General features: G+C 71.6%; 15 protein-coding genes. 5 read left to right on the top strand and 10 right to left on the bottom strand.

Annotation, left to right across the window (positions count from 1 at the left end; genetic code table 11):
• Positions 1 to 20: 20 nt before the first annotated feature.
• Positions 21 to 2,960 carry a tetratricopeptide repeat protein gene (locus P696_RS0102205; protein WP_026411046.1) on the bottom strand — a complete coding sequence of 980 codons (2,940 nt, stop codon included), beginning with the start codon at positions 2,958 to 2,960 and terminating at the stop codon, positions 21 to 23.
• Positions 2,961 to 3,118: 158 nt separating this feature from the next.
• Between P696_RS0102205 and P696_RS51925 the strand changes: the two genes are divergently transcribed.
• Positions 3,119 to 4,240, top strand: a complete 1,122-nt coding sequence (locus P696_RS51925) for a hypothetical protein (protein WP_157429471.1) — start codon at positions 3,119 to 3,121, stop codon at positions 4,238 to 4,240.
• A 387-nt stretch (positions 4,241 to 4,627) separates the two neighbouring features.
• On the opposite strand, the gene P696_RS0102195 is transcribed toward P696_RS51925, so the two are convergent.
• From P696_RS0102195 to P696_RS0102180, 4 genes are all read right to left on the bottom strand, one after another.
• A complete protein-coding gene (locus tag P696_RS0102195) occupies positions 4,628 to 5,254 on the bottom strand; it encodes a DUF2867 domain-containing protein (protein WP_026411044.1) in 627 nt (208 codons plus the stop codon).
• Between the two features lie 155 nt (positions 5,255 to 5,409).
• Entirely contained in the window at positions 5,410 to 5,913 is a 504-nt protein-coding gene (locus tag P696_RS42685; protein WP_051466611.1) for a GNAT family N-acetyltransferase, read from the bottom strand.
• A 7-nt stretch (positions 5,914 to 5,920) separates the two neighbouring features.
• A complete protein-coding gene (locus P696_RS0102185; RefSeq protein ID WP_026411043.1) occupies positions 5,921 to 6,898 on the bottom strand; it encodes a coiled-coil domain-containing protein in 978 nt (325 codons plus the stop codon).
• A 306-nt stretch (positions 6,899 to 7,204) separates the two neighbouring features.
• Complete coding sequence (locus P696_RS0102180) at positions 7,205 to 8,641, bottom strand: MFS transporter (protein ID WP_051466609.1); 1,437 nt, start codon at positions 8,639 to 8,641, stop codon at positions 7,205 to 7,207.
• An 89-nt stretch (positions 8,642 to 8,730) separates the two neighbouring features.
• Between P696_RS0102180 and P696_RS0102175 the strand changes: the two genes are divergently transcribed.
• Positions 8,731 to 9,306, top strand: coding sequence for a TetR/AcrR family transcriptional regulator (locus P696_RS0102175; RefSeq protein WP_026411041.1), 576 nt, complete (start codon positions 8,731 to 8,733; stop codon positions 9,304 to 9,306).
• Between the two features lie 24 nt (positions 9,307 to 9,330).
• Here P696_RS0102175 and P696_RS0102170 read toward each other — a convergent pair whose 3' ends face one another.
• Together P696_RS0102170 and P696_RS0102165 are read right to left on the bottom strand one after the other, a co-directional pair.
• Positions 9,331 to 10,281, bottom strand: coding sequence for an RNA ligase family protein (locus P696_RS0102170; RefSeq protein WP_026411040.1), 951 nt, complete (start codon positions 10,279 to 10,281; stop codon positions 9,331 to 9,333).
• A 135-nt stretch (positions 10,282 to 10,416) separates the two neighbouring features.
• Positions 10,417 to 10,950 carry a YbhB/YbcL family Raf kinase inhibitor-like protein gene (locus P696_RS0102165; RefSeq protein ID WP_026411039.1) on the bottom strand — a complete coding sequence of 178 codons (534 nt, stop codon included), beginning with the start codon at positions 10,948 to 10,950 and terminating at the stop codon, positions 10,417 to 10,419.
• A gap of 151 nt (positions 10,951 to 11,101) precedes the next feature.
• Here P696_RS0102165 and P696_RS0102160 point away from each other — a divergent pair, with 151 nt between their 5' ends.
• The 3 genes from P696_RS0102160 (at position 11,102) to P696_RS0102150 (ending at position 13,560) form a co-directional block, all read left to right on the top strand.
• Positions 11,102 to 11,800, top strand: a complete 699-nt coding sequence (locus P696_RS0102160; protein ID WP_026411038.1) for a GntR family transcriptional regulator — start codon at positions 11,102 to 11,104, stop codon at positions 11,798 to 11,800.
• Between the two features lie 103 nt (positions 11,801 to 11,903).
• Positions 11,904 to 13,076 carry an MFS transporter gene (locus P696_RS0102155; protein WP_157429470.1) on the top strand — a complete coding sequence of 391 codons (1,173 nt, stop codon included), beginning with the start codon at positions 11,904 to 11,906 and terminating at the stop codon, positions 13,074 to 13,076.
• 10 nt (positions 13,077 to 13,086) lie between these two features.
• On the top strand, positions 13,087 to 13,560 hold the full coding sequence (locus tag P696_RS0102150; protein WP_026411036.1) for a GNAT family N-acetyltransferase: 474 nt from the start codon (positions 13,087 to 13,089) through the stop codon (positions 13,558 to 13,560).
• 51 nt (positions 13,561 to 13,611) lie between these two features.
• On the opposite strand, the gene P696_RS0102145 is transcribed toward P696_RS0102150, so the two are convergent.
• The 3 genes from P696_RS0102145 to P696_RS0102130 form a co-directional block, all read right to left on the bottom strand.
• Positions 13,612 to 13,821 (bottom strand): hypothetical protein, encoded by a 210-nt coding sequence (locus P696_RS0102145; protein ID WP_026411035.1) that lies wholly within the window; start codon positions 13,819 to 13,821, stop codon positions 13,612 to 13,614.
• A gap of 94 nt (positions 13,822 to 13,915) precedes the next feature.
• A complete protein-coding gene (locus P696_RS42680) occupies positions 13,916 to 14,689 on the bottom strand; it encodes a trimeric intracellular cation channel family protein (RefSeq protein ID WP_051466607.1) in 774 nt (257 codons plus the stop codon).
• A complete protein-coding gene (locus P696_RS0102130) occupies positions 14,686 to 15,294 on the bottom strand; it encodes a cysteine hydrolase family protein (RefSeq protein ID WP_026411034.1) in 609 nt (202 codons plus the stop codon). Before P696_RS0102130 ends, P696_RS42680 begins: the two co-directional genes overlap by 4 nt.
• Between the last annotated feature and the right edge of the window lie 27 nt (positions 15,295 to 15,321).

Raw genomic sequence — 15,321 nt, 5'->3', positions numbered from 1 at the left:
TTCTTGACGGTCTGCGCAGGTTATCGGCCTCCCGTCAGACGGCTCAGGAGCAGCTCGGCTTGGGGGCCGAAGGTGGTGTCCCCGGTGTCCCGCGCCTGCTCCAGGTAGCGCGCGGCCTGGTCGGCGTCGCCGTTCTGTTCGGCCATCTCCCCCATCCGGTAGGCGGCCTCGGCGACCAGTTCAGGGGTGCTCCGGGTGGAGTCGAGGGTGAGCTGGTAGAACTCGCGCGCCTGGTCCCGGTCGCCGACCCGGTGGTACAGCTCGCCGAGGTGGGCCAGTGCGAGTTCCCGCTGGAACCGGTCACCGGAGTCGATCACCCACTGGTACCAGCGCCGTGCCTCGGGGACGTCCCGGCGCTCCTTGGCCACGCCGCCCAGCAGCATCGCGCCCATCGCGCCCGTGCCCCGATCGCCGGTCTCGACCATGTCCAGGGCGAGACGGCGGGCCTCCTCGGTGTCGCCGGCCAGTGTCGCGAGCTGGGCCAACCGCAGTTTGCATGCGCCGATGACCGTCTCGCCGTCGTCCTTTCCCAGCCTCGCCCCGACGTCGGCGCCGCGCTGCTGGAACTCCTTGGCCAGCTCGAGATCTCCCTGGTCCTGGTACAGGCAGCCGAGTTCGTGCCAGGCCATGCCGCGGAAGAAGGAGTCCTCGGTCGAGCCGGCCCGCTTGTAGGCGGCGATCGCATCGTCGGTCTCCCCGAGTTTCGCGTGCGCCTGGCCCAGGTGGAAGTTGGCACGGACCGCCCAGGTGACGTCGCTGGTACGCGCGATCAGCTTCCAGGCGAGGACGGCCTCGCCGGTCCGTCCCGCGCTTTCCAGGTCGGTGCCCAGCGTGAAGCAGTACTGCGGGGGGACGTCGAGCGGCGGCAACCCGTCGGCCTCCTCGTGGCGTCCCTGGTGCCGGAACAGGACGCCGAGGGCGACGGCCGCCTTGCGGCGCGCCTGCGGGAACTCCGGGGTGTTGACCCGCCGGTACAGCTCGATCGCCTGGTCGAGGTCACCGGCGAGGTGGTGGCGGCGGGCGACCTCCAGCACTCCTCCGCCGGGATGGCCGTCCTGGCGGCGCAGGTACGACGCCTCCTTCGCGGCCAGTTCGCCGTCCAGGGCGTTCTGGATCCGGCAGACCCTGGCCAGACGTTCCAGGACTTTCGAGGAGAGCGGTGCGGTCTTGTCGCCGAGGTCGGCCAGCACGTGGAGGGCCTGCCGGGTGACGGACGACTCGTCGGGCAGCTTCCAGAGCACGGACATGCAGCACTCGGAGGCCAGCTCGAGCGACTGCTCGTCCCACCGGGTGAGGCGCTCGAACACCGAACGCATGCCTTCGGCGTCGTCGTCCAGGAGCAGGCGCGCGGCCTGCGCCGGGGCGCCGAACCGGGGATCGGACTCGGGAATCCGCTCCAGCGCCTGCTGTCCGGCGTCCAGGTCGTCCTCGTAGCTGATCAGGTTCTCGGCCGTCAGCCAGGCGAGGGGCGGAACCGCTTCGGGCGGCAGGTCGGTGGCCAGGAGTTCCCCGGCGAGCTTGTATCGCTCCTCCGCCACCCAGCTGTCCGCCGGGGACGAGTCGAACAACCCGGCCGCGGCGCGGGGCATGAGCGCGCGGTGGCCGGTCTCGAGCACGGCGTGGAAGCAGAACTGGCTGTCGCCGATTCCGATGAAGTCGGTCAGTCCCACTTCGCCGAGCCGGAGGGCGGCCCAGGGCAGGACGGCGGACGCGGATTCGTAGGCTTGGGTGAGCGCTTCGCTGACGCGCTCGGTGTCGTCCCATGTCGTCAGGTCGATGGCGTTCAGGTAGGCGGTGTAGCCGGACGCCAGCCTGTCCCCGGACCGCGCGGCCGTGGCCCGCCGGTCGGATGCTCCCGGACGGCCGTCGTCCAGCAGGTCTGCGAGCAGGGCCGCGAACGCCCCGGCCAAGGGGTGCTCGCTGTGGGCGAGCGCTTCCAGTTCGGCTGCCGCCCCTTGGTCGCGGGTCAGGTAGCGGGCGAGCGCGCTGGCCGGGGCGACGGCTGTGGCAGCGGCCTCGGTGTCCTCGGCGGCGTTCAGGACGACCAGGGCAACGGCCGCGCGCGGGCCGTAGGTGAAGTCGGCGGACTCGGCGAGGTCGTTCAGGATCCGGTGGGCGGTGGCGGGGTCGCCGTGCCGCAGTTCGATGCCCGCGAGGACGGTGGCCGCCTGATGTGCGGCATGCTGCCAGTCGCCGGCGGCGACGGAACGCAGCTCGGCGCGGGCGGCGTCCAGGTCGCCGGCGCGGTAGTGGGCGAGGCCGGGACGGACGGGGGCCAGCCAGAAGGACGGTGCGTCCGGGTCGTCCAGCGCGGCCAGCGCCAGGTCGACCATGTCGGGGGCGTCGGACTCCGGGTCGGCGTGTTCGAGAACGCGTGCGGCGGCGGTGTGGTCCCCGGCTTCGCGCAGCAGCTCGGCGAGCGGCACGGCGGCCCGCGTCCGGAACCAGGGGTGACCCGAGTCGACCACGGCCTGGTAGGCGCGGATCGCCGCCAGGAAGTGCCGCTCGCCGCGCAGCAGCCGTCCGAGCTCGACACCGGCCGCCGCGGCCAGGTACGGGTGCTCGCTCCGGGCGAGCGCGGCCAGTTGACCGGGCGCGGAGTCGGCCTCCCAGACCTCCGGGTAGGCGACGGACTCACCGGCCGCGATTTTGGCGAGGTTGGCTCGCATGGAGGCGAAGGCGCGCACGTCAGAGCGCTGGCCGAGACCCTTGGCCTGTTGGTGGGACTCTGCGGCGTCGGCGAACTCGCCGAGCTCGAACTGGGCGAGGCCAACGCAGTTCAGCGCCACGCCGCGCAGGTCCGGGTCGCCTGCGGCGAGCACCTGGTCGTGGACGGCGCGCGCGGCGGCCAGGGCCGTCCGGTGGTCGCCCTTCCGCATCTGTTCGGCGAACGCCTCGAACGCCGCGCGGTGCGCCTCCGGCCGGTTGCCGCTGTCCCGCTCTGGCGAGCCGTCCACCATGTGCCCTGCCTCCGTGATCCGCTCTGGTCGTGTGCGACGCAGAGCCTAGGAGCAGGGTCGGACAGCGGACGTGATGCCGTCCCCTCACCTGGCGAACAGGGCGGAGGTGGGCTGTGCGCTGATCAGAGGGCTGGGGTTTTTCGGATATAACGGCATCCGTGGGATTCATGGGAAGGCTGTTCCGGCGGCGGCGCGACGACGAACTCGCCGAGATCGACGCCGAGATCACCGCGTTCGGCGAGGCGCTGACGCGGCATTCGTTCGTCCCGTCCGTCCATGGCGGAGACCCGGATCTGCTCGCCGACTACGAACGTGCCCTGAACGCCTATGAAGAGGCCAAGCGCGCCTTCGTCGGCGACCGCGACCGGCGCGACGCCGTCGACGTGCTGCGCGCGTTGGACGAGGGCGGGCACGCCCTCGCCTGCGTGGACGCGCGCCTCGCGGGCGAGGCTCCACCGCAACGCCGCCCGCTGTGCTTCTTCGACCCTCGCCACGGCGTCTCCACCGATCAGGTCCGCTGGACTCCCCCCGGAGGTGCGGCCCGGCAGATCGACGTCTGCGCCGCCGACGCGATCCGCCTCGCTGAGGGCCAGCCACCGATCGCCACGGCCCCGACGCCGCAGTCCGCCGCTCGACCCGTCCGCCCGCCGAAGCCCACCAGGAATCAGCCGAGGCACCCTCCGACGCAGTCACCGAAGCCCGTCGGGCAGCCCAAACCGCCGCCCCCGTTCAAGATGTGGCCGCAGGGCACCGACAAGCGGCAACGGGCACAAGGAGAATTCGGCAACGCGGAGACGACCCTGCAGCGCCCCTCCCCCGACCAGCCACTTCTCTTGGTGGTCCGCATCCGGTATGAGGACCGCTACAACCACGTTGAGATCGGCCCACCGGACCGGCGCAGGACGTTGCTGCGCTCCAAGCGGCTGCGGCGGGTTGTGGTTCCGCTGCCCGCAAGTGAGGAACCCGAGGTCCACCTCGCGCTCAAGACGGCGAGCGGCGGCTGGTGGGCGTGGCTCCAGCCCGTCGATACGGCCCCTGTCCTTCTCGACCGTCTAGGAGCGGAAGGCGGGTTCGTGTTCCGCTACGACGGCGGCCCGGCGCAGATCAGGATGCGTCACACGACACCCGGCGCGTTCTCCCTGACCACCCTCACACCCGCCTTTGAGCAGGGCGAGCAACTGCTGTCAGGCAGGGGCGACACCGCCATCGAAGCCGAACTCAAGGGCCCGACCTACGTTCAGGTCCGCGCGGAGGGCGTCTGGTCGATCCGACTCCTCTGACCAGCCGCCCCGCCCGAACCCGCTCTCGTCCAGCGTGGCCCGGACGGCAGACCGGGCCACGCTGGGTCGAGCCGTTGTCACCGGGGCCCGCCGAGGGAAGGTGAGGGGCGGGCCGTGGTGTGGGCCCGGCGTTCGGGGCGGCGCGGAGGTGGTCGATCGGTGAGGACTGGGTGTTCTGGTTCGCGTGTGGACGACCTCGTAGGTGACCGCTCCGTCCAGTCGGCGTTGGGGAGCACCGCGCGGGTGAACTCGGCGATGGCGTCCAGGCCGATCAGGACCTTGCGGTGGGCGCTCGTCCACAGCGCGTCGGGGTGGCGCAGCGCCAGGAAGCCCTCGGCGTCCCTGGTCTGCTGGGCGCGTTCGAGTACGGCCAGGGCACACCTTCGATCACTGTTGGCTCGGAGAGGGTGCTTGGGCGCGGGTTCGTTCGCTCTCCGTCTCCTGCCAGGTGCGGCCGATGCTGCGCATCAGCGCGGAGTAGACGCCGAGGTAGCGGAAGGGTTTGATGCCTGCCATGTACAGGGTGCCGAAGAGTCCGTTGGGCTTCACCAGGACGGCCATCTGGCCGCGGTAGCCGCCGGTTCCGTCCGGGACCCAGCCGATGTGCATGACCGCGTGGACGGTCTTGTTGCCGAGTTCGGCCGCCCACTCGTCTTCCGTTTGGTAGAGGGAGCGGAACGGGGACGCGCCGAGGTCGGGGCCCTGGTCTCCTGCGCGGAGATCCTCTGGCAACCGGTCGCGCAGGGAGGGGACGCGCCCGCCGATGCCGGTCTCCGGCCGGTCCCAGCCGAGGAGGGCTCCGAGCTTCCAGCGGACGGCGAACAGGACCCGGGAGCAGGCGTCCTCCCCCTTCACACCGCCGCTGATGCCCTCGGCGGTCTGGCGGACCAGCCACTTGAGGTCGCCCGGTCCGCCCGGGGTCGGCACCGCCCAGACATCCTCCACCGTGAAGTCGTCGGCGATCTCGTGGATCCGCCAGGGGCGGTCGGTGTGGGCGGATCGAGGCAGTCTCATGGGCGGAACTCCGATCTATACGGATGCGTATAAATCGAACCTAGCGCGCCTATACGCAGCCGTATAGAAGTGGGCGACGTGAGGCGGCACACCCTTGGGCGCGCTCGGAGCACCCAAGCGTCAGGAGGAAGCGCCTGCGTGTCGCAGGCTGTGCTTTACGAGGTCGCGGCTTGTGGCGACTGCGCGGTGGCGGAAACGGAGGAAGGGCCGCGTTCCAGCAAAGTGAGGCTCAGGACGTCGCCTACCGTGCGTCGCCCGGTCTCCTTGAAGCCCCGGAGGCGGTAGAGCGCGAGGGCCGGATGGTTGTCCGTTGCCGTGGAGACCACCGTCCGAGGCGTGGGCACCTCGGCGTCCAGCGCGTCGAGCAGGGCGGAGGCGAGCCCGCGACGGTGCGCGGACGGGTGCACGACAAGCCTGCAGATGTCGACCGTGCCGTCTTCCAGGACGGTCCAGGAGATCGCCGCGAGCAGCTCACCGCCGTCCTCGGCGCCGAGGAACTCCTCCCCGCATGTGCGCAGGTCGTCCGGGGATTCGTGGAGCGCCGGGATGCCGTCGAACCCGATCAGCTCGGCCTCCACCGCGTAGGCGGCCCGCTGGATCCCCCACACCCGCGCCAGCACCGCCGGATCGTCCAGATCGAGGCGAAGCAGGTCGGTCACCGGCGACCTAGAGGACCGACACGTGGACGTGGTCGAAGTGGTTCTGGGTGATGCCGCCCCGGTTCTCCATCTGCTTCCAGCCGCTGCCGCTGCGCATGTCGTAGATGCGCTGCTTCCAGATGACGTACTTGATGCCGAGGCGCGAGGCGTTGGTGATGACGTACTGGGCGACCTGGTCGCCGTGCGCCTGCGCGGACGCGCTGGGCATCTGCCCGGCGGTGCTCTCCATGAAGTCGCAGGCGGTGCCGGACCCGTGGTCCTGGGGGTCGCCGGGGCGGGCGCAGCCGATCGCGGGGAACGGCCCGAACTTCGAGTCGATCTCCTGCATGACCGCCCGCATCCGGGGCGTCATGGTGTTGCCCATGATGGGCGACTTGCTGCCGCCGCTCGTGCCGTCCGGCCTCCCGGACTGGACGGGCTTCTCCGGCTTGTACTTGGCGAGCAGCTTGCGCATCCGGGCGCGCTGCCCCTCCAGGTCGTCGATCTCCTTGCGCACCTCGGCGAGCTTGGCCTTCGCGTCCTCGCGCGCCTGGTTGGCCTGGTCGGTCAGCGTCCGCAGGTTCTCGAGCTTGCGGCCGTTGTTGCGCGCCAGGTGCTCGACGACCGCCGCGTCGTGGACGGCCTGGTCGGTGTCCACGGCCGTCACCATCGGCACGGTGTCGAGCTGGCCGGACATGTAGGACGAGGCGGCGAGCCGTCCCACCGCGCCGCGCGCGACCTCGTAGTCGCGCGAGAGCCGGTCGGCGTTCGTCCCCGCCTTCAGGGCGGCCTTCTTCGCCGCGTCCAGGGAGACCAGCTCGCCCCGGTACTCCTTGGAGAGGGAGTCGGCGCGCTTCTTCAGCTTGGCGAACTCGGCCTTGTCGTCCTTCGGGCTCTCGGGAGCGGCCGACGCCCCCGAGGTCGGTATCGCCAGCGCGACGACCGCCAGCGCCATCCCGACCCCGAGAATCCGTCCACGCCGGGAGGCGGTCTCACGTCCCCTCACGCCGTCCTCCCGCCCTGGCTGAAGATTGGCGGCACGCTACCACAACACCCCATGAGACCCCGCAAACCCGCACCATCACGACTCGATCACCGCACGCTACCCAACTCCCCGGACGCCCCCAAACCGGCCGGGCCCGGCCCCCGCTCCCCCACGACCGCCGCACCACCCGCCTGAGCAGGCAAGAGAGACGAAGCATCCGGCTCCCGAACAGAGGCGCGGCGACCAGCACAGGGACGGTCACACAGTGCTACCACCTGCGCCCGCCTCCTGACCGCCACTTCCGCACGCGTCGCGCGATCACTCCCGTCAGTGAGCCGTGGTGTTCTCGGGAACGCGCGGGGCCGGGCTCGCCTGTCGTGACGACTCGGCGCTCCTGACCAGCCACACTCCCGTGAACACGGCGGTGGCCAAGGTGACGACACCGGCCACCACGAAGGCGCTGTTGAGCCCGTCCTCGAAGGAGGCGCCACTGGACTCCCGGGTGCGGACGACGGCTCCGAGCACGGCCACGCCGAGGACCGCGCCGATCTGCCGGGTGGTGCTGCTGACGCCCGACGCCAGGCCGCCCTCCTGCGGGCTGACCGCCTGGATGGCGGCGCCGGTCAGCGGGGACATGGTCAGCGCGAAACCGATGCCGACGACGGCCAGCCGCCACCACACGTTCGCGTAGCCGGTGTCGGCGTGCACGAAGCCCAGGGCCAGCAGTCCCAGCCCGGCCAGCGTCAGGCCGGTGGTGACCATGATCCGGAAGCCGTGCCGGGCGGCGAGCCGGCCCGCGAACGGGCTGACGACGACCATCGCGAGCGTGGCGGGCAGGGTCTGCAGCCCGGCTCGCAGGATCGAGCTGCCCTGGACGTAGACGAAGAACTGGGAGAAGAAGAACGACGAGCCCATGAGCGCGAAACCGACCACGATCATGGCCGTGTTGGAGACCGTGAACAGCCGTTGACGGAAGAGTCGCAAGGGAAGCATCGGCGCCGGAACCCGCCCTTCGACCACCACGAAGGCGGCGAGGACCACGGCCGCGGCGGCGAAGCTGCCCAGGATCACAGGCGAGGTCCAGCCACGGGCGCCGCCCTCGATCAGCCCGTAGGTGAGCGCCCCCACGCCCAGGATGGACAGGACCGTTCCCGGGACGTCGATCGCCGGGGCGCTCGGGTTGCGGGACTCGTCCAGCGCGCGCAGGCCGGCAACCAGCAGGGCCGCGCCGACGGGCACGTTGACGAGGAAGATGGCGGGCCAGCCGAAGGCCTCGACCAGAACGCCACCGGCCAGCGGTCCGGCGGCCAGGCCGATTCCGCTGAGTCCGGCCCACAGCCCGATCGCCCTGACGCGCTCCTGCGGAACCGGGTACGCGGCGACGAGCAGTGACAGCGAGGCGGGACTCAGCGCCGCGGCCCCGATGCCCTGCAGCACGCGTCCGGCGATCAGCCAGCCGATCGAGGGCGCGGCGGAGCACACGACGGACGCGGCGGTGAACACCACGACACCGGCCAGGAACAACCTCTTGCGGCCGAAGCGGTCGGCGAAGACGCCGCCGGACAGCAACAGCATGGCGACCAGGAGCACGTAGGCGTCGACGATCCATTGCAGCCCGGTCAACTGGGTGTGCAGCCGCTCCTGCATGTCGGGCAGCGCGGCGCCGACGATCGTGTTGTCGAGCAGCACCATGAACTGCCCCAGGCAGGTCACCGTGAGCAACGCCGCCCTGTTCGGCACGGCCATCTGCGGTGCAGACTTCATCGCCCTCCCTAAAGCAGTCATCTACTGCTTTAGGAAGTTACACAGTGCGCACGCTAAACGCAACTGCGAGCTGCGCTAAGGTGTGGGGCATGGAGGAACGAGAGCCGGTCCGGCGGCCCGGCGGGCGCAGCGCCCGTGTCCGGGCGGCGGTGCACCAGGCCGTCACGGACCTGGTCGGCGAGCGCGGCTACGGCGAGTTCACGGTCGGCGACGTCGCGGCCCGCGCGGGCGTGGCCGACACCAGCGTCTACCGCCGGTGGGGCACCCTGGAGGCCCTGCTCGCCGACGTGGTGCTCACGCGCCTGAACGCGCAGTCGCCGATGCCCGACACCGGAAGCCTGGCCGGTGACCTGCACGCCTACGCGGCCCAGGTGGCGCGCGAGATCACCGGACCCGACGGCCTGGCGGTGCTGCGCCTGACCGTCGCCCTGTCGAACAGGGGCGAGCGGGGTCTGCGGGTGCGTGACGACTTCCTCGCCGAACGCACCCGGTTCATCCAGGCCATGCTCGACCGCGCCGAGGAACGCGGCGAGCGCCCACCCGACGCGCTGGGCGTGCTCGACCACGTCATGGCCCCGATGTACATCCGCGTCCTGTTCGGCGCGGGCCCCCTCACCCCGGACTACATCGCCGGACTGGTCGACCGGCTACTGGGGCAGCCCTGATCTCCACCCCGGATGAGCCGCGGCTCAGGAGCCGTGGAGCGTTGCCAGGTTGCGGGCTGCCGGGGTGAGGGTCGTGGTCAGGCGTTGGCGGTCGGGCTCGGGTAGGCCGCCCAGGTCGTCGGCGAGGTCGGCCAGCAGGTCGGTCACCACTTCGGCGGCCAATGCGGCGGGGTCGGCGGACGGGCCGAGCTTGCTGCGGGCCGCGTCCACTCGTGGCGGGGTGAGCCGCTCCACCGCGGCCGACAGCAACCAGGCAGGCACGCCCGTCACACCGCCCGGTGGCGGCACGAACGGCCGGGCACCGTTGTAGCGGGCGTCCTCGGCGAAGTCGGGATGCTTGACCTTCAACACCGGTCGCGGTCCGCGCTCACTCGTGTTCCAGGGTCCGGCGGGCTTGAGGACGTAGCCTTCGGCGCGGTTGCCCGGCAGCTCCGGAAGGCCGAAGCGGCCGGGCACCAGCGTCGGAAAGTCGACCGGCAGCTCCCTCAGCTTCTGCCGAGGGCCTTGCGCCACCAGCGGGACGCATTCCAGGCCCACGGCGGCGAGGAGGTCGGCCAGCTCGGCGCGGCTCATCCAGTGCGGTCCCGACGGTGTGCTGACGGCGCCGTCGAACGCCAGCCAGACCAGGTCAGGGCTGTACCAGACGCCGGTCTGCACCGGAGTGATGTTTTGGACGGGCGGTGTGCGCGGGTGGGGATAGCCGCCGCCTGCCAGTTCGCCGTACAGGGTCACGTCCTGCCCGGCAGCTCGGGCTACTGCTGCGGCGGCTGTCGCCAGTACCGGCCACAGTCGTACCGCTCCGAAGAACGTCTCGAGCTGATCCTCGTCCAGCGGGCCGCGTCGGCTTGCCGCTCGTGTGGTGCGGCCGTCGCTGAGCAGGACGAGTTGTGCGCCGTGCACTTTCTCCTCGGCGACCCAGCTCCCGCCGGGCAGCGGTCCGTCGCCGAACCGCTGCGGGATCTTCGGGTACGACACGGCCTTCCCCCGTTCGCGGCCGGACGTCCGTTGCCCGGCCTGAACACTCGGCGGGCAGCCTCTCCGACGCACCCCTGGGAATCAACTCGTTTTCGACCGTCGCCTCCGTGGATCCGCCACAGGGCGCGTGGTCGGTCAGGCGGGGGTTTCGGCTGTGGCGGTGAGGACGGCGCGGCCGAGGATGTGGCCGGACATGGTGAAGCCGAGGAAGGCCGGGGTGGCGTCCTGCGGGACGCCGATGGACGCGACGTCCAGTGCGTGCACCACGACGAAGTAGCGGTGCGGGCCGTGACCGGCCGGCGGTGCGGCGCCCAGGTAGCAGGCCACGCGGGCGTCGTTGGGCAGCTGGAAGGCACCTTCGGGCAGACCCGAGCCGGTCGCGTCGCCGGCACCTTCGGGCAGGTCGGTGACGGTGGCGGGGATGTCGGCGACCGCCCAGTGCCAGAAGCCGGATCCCGTGGGGGCGTCGGGGTCGTAGACGGTGACGGCGTAGCTCTTGGTGCCTTCGGGTGCGCCGGTCCAGGTCAGGTGCGGGGACACGTCCTTCCCGCCGGGGACGCCTGAGGAGTGCTGCTCGGGGGCCCAGGCGGAGCCGTCGGCGACGGTGGCGCTGGTGACGGTGAAGGAGGCCGCCTCGGGAAGGCGGGCGAAGGGGTCGTTGACGCTCATCCTGTCGTTCCTTTCGCGCGGTGCTGTGGGGGTGGCGGCGTTGGGCCTGACGTGTGGCCGGGGCGGAGCGTCCGGCACCGCCCTTGCCGCCAACATGATCGACCATAGCAGCAATAATCGATTATTTGTCAAATCGTCTATGATGACGGCCATGACTCAGACGGCTCACACCCCTCCGGCGTCGGGGAAGCAGATGCTCTCCGAGCAGGCCTTCGTCCACCTGCGGGACGCGATCATGCGGGGTGACCACGCCCCCGGCGACGCGCTCAAACCGCAGGATCTGGCCAGGGAGCTGGGGGTGAGCCTGGCCGTCATGCGCGAGGCGCTCGTGCGGGCGGTCGGCGAGGGCCTCGCCGACCGGCTGCACAACCGCGGCTTCGCCGTTCCGGCCTTCTCCGACCGCCGGTGGCAGGAGATCGCCGAGGCCCGCCGGACGATCGAACCGGTCATGCTGCGCATGTCCATCGAACGCGGCGACGTCGACTGGGAGGCCCGCGTCCGGGCCGCCCACCACCGCCTGGCCCGGACCCCGGCGTACGCGCCGGAGGAGGGCGAGAACTACACCGCGGCCTGGGCCGAGGCCCACCGCCTCTTCCACCGCACGCTGCTGGACGGGTGCGGCAACCCCGTCCTGATGGACACCTTCGACCGGATGTGGACCGCCAGCGAGCTGGCCCGCCGCTGGTCGGCGCACCGCGCCCCCGGCCGGGACGGCGACGCCGAGCACCGCCGCCTGGAGGAGACCGCGCTGGCCCGCGACGCCGACGCGGCGGCCGAGGCGCTGGCACAGCACCTCACTCTGACCGCGGCCGCGCTGACCGACTGCTCCCACCCGGAAACCGCCCAGTGACCGAGACAGGGATGCGGCCGGAGCACGCGGGCTGTTCCGTCCGGTGACCGCGCACGCTTCGGGCCCGCATTTCGTGGGTGCGGCGTTCGACCGTCGGTTGGTCGTGACGGTCGTCGCGGCTCAGTTCGCCGTCTGCCTGGGCGCGTTCGCCGTCATGGCGCATCTCGTCGCGCATCTGCGGAACGACCTGGGACTGGCGGCGAGCGCCGTCGGGCTGGTCCTGGGCACGCAGGTCGGCCTTCAATGCGCGTTGTTGCTTCCGGTCGGCGCGCTCACCGACCTGATCGGTGCGCGCCGCACCGGGGTGATCGCCTGTGTGGTGCGGGCTTCGGGCCTTGGCCTGCTCGTCGTCGCCGACGATGTCGGGACGCTCGTGCTCGCGGCCGTCGTCCAGGCCGTGGGCGGCGCGCTCTACAACCCGGCGGCCCAAAGCCTGCTGGCCGGTGTCGACTCCGCTCGCCGTTCCCGCGGATTCGCCGCTTTCGTCGCCGCCCAGCACATCGCCACGATCGCCGGTCCCCTCGCGGGGCTCGCGCTGCTGTCGCTGGGACGGTTCTCTCTCGTGGCCGGGACGGCCGCCGTCCTGTGGGCGGTCGCCGGTGTTCTGTTCCTGTTGTTGCCCGAGGGCGTCACCGCGCCCGTGGCCAGGGGCTTTCGCGACATCGGCGCCAGTGCGCGGACGGTCCTCGGGAACCGCGCCTTCTTGCTTTTCGCGTTGACGGCCGTCCCGACGACCCTGCTCGCGAATCACATCATGACCGCCGTCCCGCTTCTCGGTTTCGCCTCCGGCGCGGCGACCGTCTCTTTCTGTCTCCTCGCCGCGGTCGCCGCCGCCGTGCAGCCGTTCGTCGCCAACGGTCACCGCGGCGAGCGTCCGTGGGTGCTGCGCGTCGGCCTGTCGTGCGCGGCTGCGGCGTTCTTCGTGCTGGCGCCGCTGGACGGAACGCAGACGGGTGCGCTGATGCTCGCGGCCGTCCTGAACGGCATCGCCAACGGGCTGATCCAGCCGACGGTCTTCCAGCGCACCGCCCTCTACGCGGGCCCTGGCCGCTTCGGCTCCTACTACGGCGTCCTCCAGTCCGCCGCCGGTGTGTTCGCGTTCGCCGCCGACCTGGTGGTCGGACGGCTCTTCGACCTCGGCCCCACGGGCGCGACCGTCGCCCTCACGGCGGTCGGCGCCTCCGCGCTCGCGGCCCTGCTCGGCACCCGCGTCAGGGACCGGCCGGGAACTCCCCGGCCGCTGAGGGGCGCGCAGCGGATAGCGTCGGCCATGTAAGTTCCCCGGCGTGAGTGATGACGGCAGGACCCGGATCCGGCGCGCGGAGGACGCGGATGCCGCCGCGATCACGCGCATCCACATGACCTCTCGGTCGGCGACCATGCCCTATCTGCCTCCGCAGGAGTTCAGCGACGAGCAGGTGAGGCACTGGATCCGGGATGTCGTGCTCAAGGAGTGTCGTTCCTGGGTCGCAATGCGTGATGCGGAGGTCGTCGGATATGCGGCCCTCGACGGCGACCTGCTCGAACACCTGTACCTGCTCCCGGACGTCCGCCGTCAGGGGATCGGGACGCTGCTTCTCGATGAGGTCAGGCGGCACAGCCCGGACGGGCTGTCCCTGCGCGTCTTCCAGCAGAACACCGAGGCCCGCGCGTTCTACGAGCGCCACGGCTTCACCGTCCTCGACACCAACGACGGTGATCGCAACATGGAGAACCTGCCCGACATGACGCTTCGCTGGACACCGGGCACTGCGGAGTGAGCCGTGCCGGATCCGCGACCGGGCTCGGTCGGGGCGGTGCGGTGGAAGGGGTCAGCAGGCGGGCTTGATCGCGCCGTTGACGCCGGTGTAGAGGAAGGCGTCGGGGATCCAAGTTCCGTCGGAGAGGCGGTCCAGGGTGGTGGCACCCCAGCGGCCGGTGTGCGAGGTGCCGGTTCCGGTGCAGCTGACGGTGACCGTGGTGCCGTCAGCGACGGTGCCCGCGGACGCGTAGCCGTCACTCGGGCCGGTGCGCTTCGTCACTGGCAGGTCGAGGGCGTCGACAGCCGGGGCGTGAGCGACATCTGCGGCGGCGGCCCGGACATCTACACCGGCACCGGTCCCAACTTCAGCTGGATCAACAGCGTCGTCGGCTGACGACGTCCGCCAGGTCGGGCCGGGCACGCGCGCACGTGCCCGGCCCGACCTGCGTTCCGTTCCGTGAACGCCTCCCGGACCTCTGTGGAACCTTCCGGACGTGCTGCGCGATGCCGATGTTCAGCGGCTTGGCGGCGGGGCTCGTCCAGGCCCGCCGCCAAGCCAGGACGCGCAGCGTGAACGCCGTCATCGTGGTCACGGTGGTCGCGCCGCCCAGCCCCGCGGACTGCCGGACGGCCAGGAAGACCCCGGCGGCGAGCAGGGCCGAGGTGACGTACCACGAGCCCACGCGGACGATCGCGACGGAGTCGCCCAGCAGCAGGTCGCGGAGCACGCCGCCGCCGGAGCAGGCCACGATCCCGACCAGCACCGCCGCGGTGGTCGACAGTCCGGCGTTCCCGGCCTTGCTGATGCCGAGGGACAGGTACAGCCCGATCGACGCCGCGTCCAGGACGGTGATCACGGCGGCGGCGCGGGTGACCAGGTGCGCGAACGCCATCCCGGCCGCGGCGGCGGACAGGGCGACGAGAAGGTAGCGGTCGCCGCGGAGCGCCGCCGGGACCTGTCCGAGCAGCACGTCGCGCAGCATGCTGCCACCCAGCCCGGTGACGATCCCGACGATCGCCACCCCGATGACGTCGATGCGTTCGGCGGCGGCGCGGCGGGCGGCCGAGGCCGCGCCCGCGGCGGCCCCGACCGCCACCGCCGACAGGTCGAGCCCTGCCGGGATGTGCGGGAGGGCGCCGCCGGTCATGGACGGGCGGCGGCGGTGCTGCCGTAGATCCCCGAGCGCTCCAGTTCCGGCCCGCCCTCGACGGCCGCGATCCACTCGTTGGTGGTGGCCACCGCGGCGAAGCGGGACTGCATCGCCACCAGGACGGCCTCGTGCAGCTCCTTGGCCTCGACGCTGCCGGCCTGGTTGGACAGCTTCAGCGTCCCGGCGGCGTCGGACAGGAACTCCACGGCGAAGCCCCGGTGGACGGCGTCCCGCGCGGTGGACTCGTTGCAGTTCTGCGTCATGTAACCGGCGATGACCAGGGTGTCCACGCCGCGCTCGGTGAGCCACTCGGCGAGGCCGGTGCCGGTGAAACTGGACGGCAGGGTCTTCTCCATCAGCAGGTCGTACGGCCGCCCGGCCACCGTGGGGTGCAGTTCGAAGCCCACGCTGTCCCGGGCGAAGAGCGGGGAGTCGGCGGGGGCGACGTGCTGGACCACCACCACGGGGATCGCGGCCCGTGTCGCGGCGTCCATCGCCGCGCCGATGTTGGCGAGGCTCACGTCCAGCGGCGGGTAGGCGATCGGCAGGTTGCCGGTCACGTACTCGTTCTGCACGTCGATCACGATCAGGGCGCGGTTCATTCGGGGTCGTCCTTCCACGAGGCTCAC

It is taken from the genome of Actinomadura oligospora ATCC 43269, from assembly GCF_000518265.1.
GTDB lineage: Bacteria > Actinomycetota > Actinomycetes > Streptosporangiales > Streptosporangiaceae > Spirillospora > Spirillospora oligospora.
This window is presented reverse-complemented; position numbering and strand designations above follow the sequence as displayed.